This window comes from Phenylobacterium sp. (genome assembly GCF_025351295.1).
Taxonomy (GTDB): Bacteria; Pseudomonadota; Alphaproteobacteria; order Caulobacterales; family Caulobacteraceae; genus Phenylobacterium.
Genome location: NZ_JANXWD010000119.1, coordinates 1 through 2,744 on the forward strand (window position 1 = coordinate 1; position 2,744 = coordinate 2,744).

The following is a 2,744-nucleotide window of genomic DNA, read 5'->3' on the forward strand; positions in this document are numbered from 1 at the left end:
GTCACGCTGCCGCTGCAGCCGCAGCACTTGTTCCTGGAGTTCGGTCCAATCCCACCCTTCGGCGGGCATTTGTCCGCGGATTTCGAGCACTGCGTCGCGAACGAGAGCCAGGAGTTCCTGCGGGTCGGCCAAGCGCAAACCTAGGTACACCCGTCGGACAATGCCCCGACCGGGGAGCGCGATCGCGAGCGTCCCGCCATAGACATTCGCCCCGGCGGTGTCGTCCCGAAGGCGGAACGAGAACGCCCGATCCGGCTCCACGACCACGTGCGCAACGCCCCCCAGGTCGTAGGCGAGCTTCTCAATCTGAGAAGGCTGGACCAGCCACTTCGAAGGTCCGGTGGCCGAAACGTAGATCACGGGCAGGTGGCGGGAGGCGCGACCAAGTGTGACCGCACACGCGACTTTCATCGCGGCATCGTCCGTTTCGAGCCAATGGGGCTGATCCGTGACATGCAGCATGCCGTCCTGGCCGCCCCACCCATCCTGCAGCAAGGTCTTTATGAAGTAAGGCTTGCGAGGGGTTTCAAGACGCGCGCCTGCGACGCGCGCGATACATTGGGTGCGAAGCCGTACCAAGTCTTGTCCGTCCGCTCCGGCGCCGCGCCGGAGTACCGCTTCTGTTCGCCAGAGACGTCCGTCGGGGTCGGGAAAGTCGTGTTGAAAGCCGATGGCCTGAAACTCACCGTCGCGGTCGAGGGTACGAAGACGCAAGCCTTCGCCATTTTGGGCGCTCAGGAAGGCCGCGTCCCCGTCGATCTGCGCATCGCCGCGATCAGCTAGCACTGTGCTGTGCTTCATGCCGCGCAGCCAAGTGACTACCTGGAAGACAAATGCCGCCCGGTTCGAATTGGCTTCGACGGGAAACTCTGTGGCGAATGGGGTCATCGCGTGAAACCTTGGAAGGCGAACGTAGGGGGTGGCGAGCCCTAAATCTGAGAGGCTCAATGGGACGGCGGATGCTGTGCTTAAGCTTTTCGCTTCGCCAGCAGAGCTGACAAGGTCTCGTTTCTTGCACTAATCATCCCGCTACCTCCGCCAGAGAATCCGTCGCAACGGTCGGCAGCGCGATGAGCTCGTCGATAACTCCCGGCAGCTCAATCATCTCGACCTTCCGAAGGGTGCGTTCGATGGCGCGGGTCCGGGTGCCCGCCTCCATGACCGTGTTTTGAGCCGCACCCAGCTGCTTGCCGACCTTGTCCCAGAGTTGGCCGTACTTGCCGAACTCGGTCTTGGCGGCGCCCAGGACCTGCCACACCTCACTCGAGCGCTTCTCGATAGTCAGGGTCCGGAAGCCCATCTGCAGGCTGCTCAGCAGCGCCGCCAGGGTGGTCGGTCCCGTCAGCATCACGCGGTGACGATTCTGCAAATCGCTAACCAGCCCGGGACGGCGGATGATCTCGGCGAAAAGACCCTCGGTGGGGAGATACATGATCGCGAAGTCCGTCGAGTACGGCGGGTGGACGTACTTGTCGCAGATCACCTTAGCCTGCCCGCGGATCGCCCGCTCGAGCGCGGCGCCGGCCTTCTCTACCTCATCCGGCAGGCCCGCATCCTGAGCCAGCAGGAGACGGTCGTAGTCCTCCTGCGGGAACTTGGCGTCGATCGGCAGGAACAGCGGCCGGTCGTCGTTCTTCCCCGGAAGCCGCACGGCGAACTCGACGATCTCCGGGCTGTCGGGCCGGATGCGGACGTTGGTGTCGAACTGCTCCGGGGTCAGCATGTCGCCCAACAGGGCGCCGAGCTGCATCTCGCCCCATCCACCGCGCGACTTCACATTGGTCAGGACGCGCTTCAGGTCGCCCACGCCGGTGGCCAGCGTCTGCATCTCGCCCAATCCCTTGTGCACCTGCTCCAGGCGGTCGCTGACCATCTTGAAGCTCTCGCCCAGCCGCGCCTCAAGGGTTCCCTGCAGCTTCTCGTCCACGGTCAGCCGCATCTGCTCGAGCTTGGCCTCGTTGTCCTTCCGCAGCTGATCCAGGCTGAGGGTCAGGGCCTCACGAATGGCGTCCTGCTTCTTGTCGTTGGCCTCCGTCAGCGCCGCGATCTTCACACCGACCGCATCCAGACCCAGCTTCTGCTGGTCGCGGGCGACCACGTGGGATTTTTCGAGACGCTCGGCCAATTCCTTCATGGCGGTGTTGGTCTCGCCCAGGCGGGTCGTCTGCGTGTTGGCGAAAGCTTCACTGGTGGTCTTCACAGCTTCTTCCAGCTTCGCGCGGCCGTCGGACGCCTCCTGGCGCATCAGGGCCAACTGCTCGCCCTGGCTCTGCCCGAACGTCGTGAATCGCGTCTCAAGCCACTGCTGGAGGGCGGTATGGGCCCCGCGCAGATCTTCGCGGATGAGACGTCCCTCTTCCCTGACGCCGGCAGGCATCTCCTTCATCGCCATCTCCATGGTGGAGAGCTTGGCCACAAGTTCCGGGTGGAGCGCCGGCGCGCTGTTCCGCTTGTAGAGGCCATAGAGCTGGATGCCGAAGGACAACACGGCTGCAGCGGCGGTGAGCATCAGGAGCCAGGACATGGGTAGATCCTCTAAGCGGGTCAGCCGATTGGCGTTTGACCAGCGGGGTGGGTTCGAATAGTTTGTTTATGGGTCTATAAACACGACCCGTCAAGTTTCTATTCGTATGGAGTCCCCATGGCCGATGAGCGCGATGCCTCAAAGAAGCGGTGGGGGGCGGAACAACGCCTCGAATTCATCGAGTTCCGCGCCTTCTGGGAAGGCGGCGTGAACCGATCGG

General features: G+C 63.4%; 2 protein-coding genes. Both read right to left on the reverse strand.

The annotated features are described in order from the left end of the window. A partial coding sequence (locus Q0R13_RS16975) for a hypothetical protein (protein ID WP_293906110.1) occupies positions 1-888 on the reverse strand: 888 nt, incomplete at its 3' end. 133 nt (positions 889-1,021) lie between these two features. Further along, on the reverse strand, positions 1,022-2,524 hold the full coding sequence (gene rmuC / locus Q0R13_RS16980; RefSeq protein ID WP_293906113.1) for a DNA recombination protein RmuC: 1,503 nt from the start codon (positions 2,522-2,524) through the stop codon (positions 1,022-1,024). Between the last annotated feature and the right edge of the window lie 220 nt (positions 2,525-2,744).

What these genes read in the sequence shown, in the direction of transcription:
- rmuC (WP_293906113.1), bottom strand. Translation starts at nt 2,524, where the DNA reads ATGTCCTGGCTCCTGATGCTCACCGCCGCTGCAGCCGTGTTGTCCTTC.